Origin of the sequence: Mycobacterium sp. E2699 (assembly GCF_001666745.1) — a bacterium.
Classification (GTDB): domain Bacteria; phylum Actinomycetota; class Actinomycetes; order Mycobacteriales; family Mycobacteriaceae; genus Mycobacterium.
Genome location: NZ_LZJH01000102.1, coordinates 1 through 1,033 on the forward strand (window position 1 = coordinate 1; position 1,033 = coordinate 1,033).

Consider the following 1,033-nt stretch of genomic DNA (forward strand, 5'->3'; position numbering starts at 1 on the left):
CACTACGATCTCTCGGACGACTTCTTCCGGCTGTTCCTGGACCCCACCCAGACCTACAGCTGCGCCTACTTCGAGCGCGACGACATGACGCTCGAGGAAGCCCAAATCGCCAAGATCGACCTGTCGCTGAGCAAGCTCAACCTCGAGCCGGGCATGACGCTGCTGGACATCGGGTGTGGCTGGGGCGCCACCATGAGGCGCGCCATCGAGAAGTACGACGTGAACGTCGTGGGCCTGACGCTGTCGGAGAATCAGGCCGCCCACGTGCAGAAGATGTTCGACGAGATGGACACCCACCGCGGCCGCCAAGTGCTCCTGGAGGGCTGGGAGAAGTTCCACGAGCCGGTCGACCGCATTGTCACGATCGGCGCCTTCGAAGCGTTCAAAGCGGACCGTTGGCCGGCGTTTTTCGAACGGGCCTACGAGATCCTGCCCGACGACGGCCGGATGTTGCTGCACACGATTCTCGCGCATTCCCAAAAACAGCTGCACGAGCTCGGCGTCTCGCTGACCATGAGCGACGTGCGGTTCACGCGATTCATCTACACCCAGATCTTTCCCGGCGGGCAGTTGCCGGCGCAGGAAGACATTCTGAAATTGGCGCCCGCGGCCGGATTCACCGTCGAAAAGGTGCAATTGCTGCGGGAGCACTACGCCCGCACGCTCAATATGTGGGCGGCGAATTTAGCGGCGAACCGGGAAAAGGCGATCGCCATCCAGTCCCAGGAGGTCTACGACCGCTATATGCACTACCTGACGGGGTGTGAAAACTTCTTCCTGAAGGGCATCAGCAACGTCGGCCAGTTCACGCTGGCCAAGTAAGTAGCGCACCGCTGGCCGGGCGCTCCCAGGCGCCCGGCTACTTCTCGCAGGTGAATTGGTTGACGTCGGTGTAGCCCTCGCGGAACAGCTTGGCGCAGCCGGTGAGGTACTTCATGTACCGGTCGTAGACCTCTTGGGACTGGATGGCGAGCGCCGTCTCCTTGTTCGCCTCGAGGGCCGCGGCCCACGTCTCCAGGGTCCGTGCGTAGTG

The 1,033-nt window shown here is 62.4% G+C and carries 2 protein-coding genes; one reads left to right on the forward strand and one right to left on the reverse strand.

Annotated features, from left to right (window positions below; all coding sequences use genetic code 11):
• On the forward strand, positions 1–822 hold an 822-nt coding region (locus A5696_RS18590; RefSeq protein ID WP_067882261.1), incomplete at its 5' end, for a cyclopropane mycolic acid synthase family methyltransferase.
• Between the two features lie 37 nt (positions 823–859).
• Here the strand turns inward: A5696_RS18590 and A5696_RS18595 are convergent.
• On the reverse strand, positions 860–1,033 hold a 174-nt coding region (locus tag A5696_RS18595; protein WP_197517015.1), incomplete at its 5' end, for a class I SAM-dependent methyltransferase.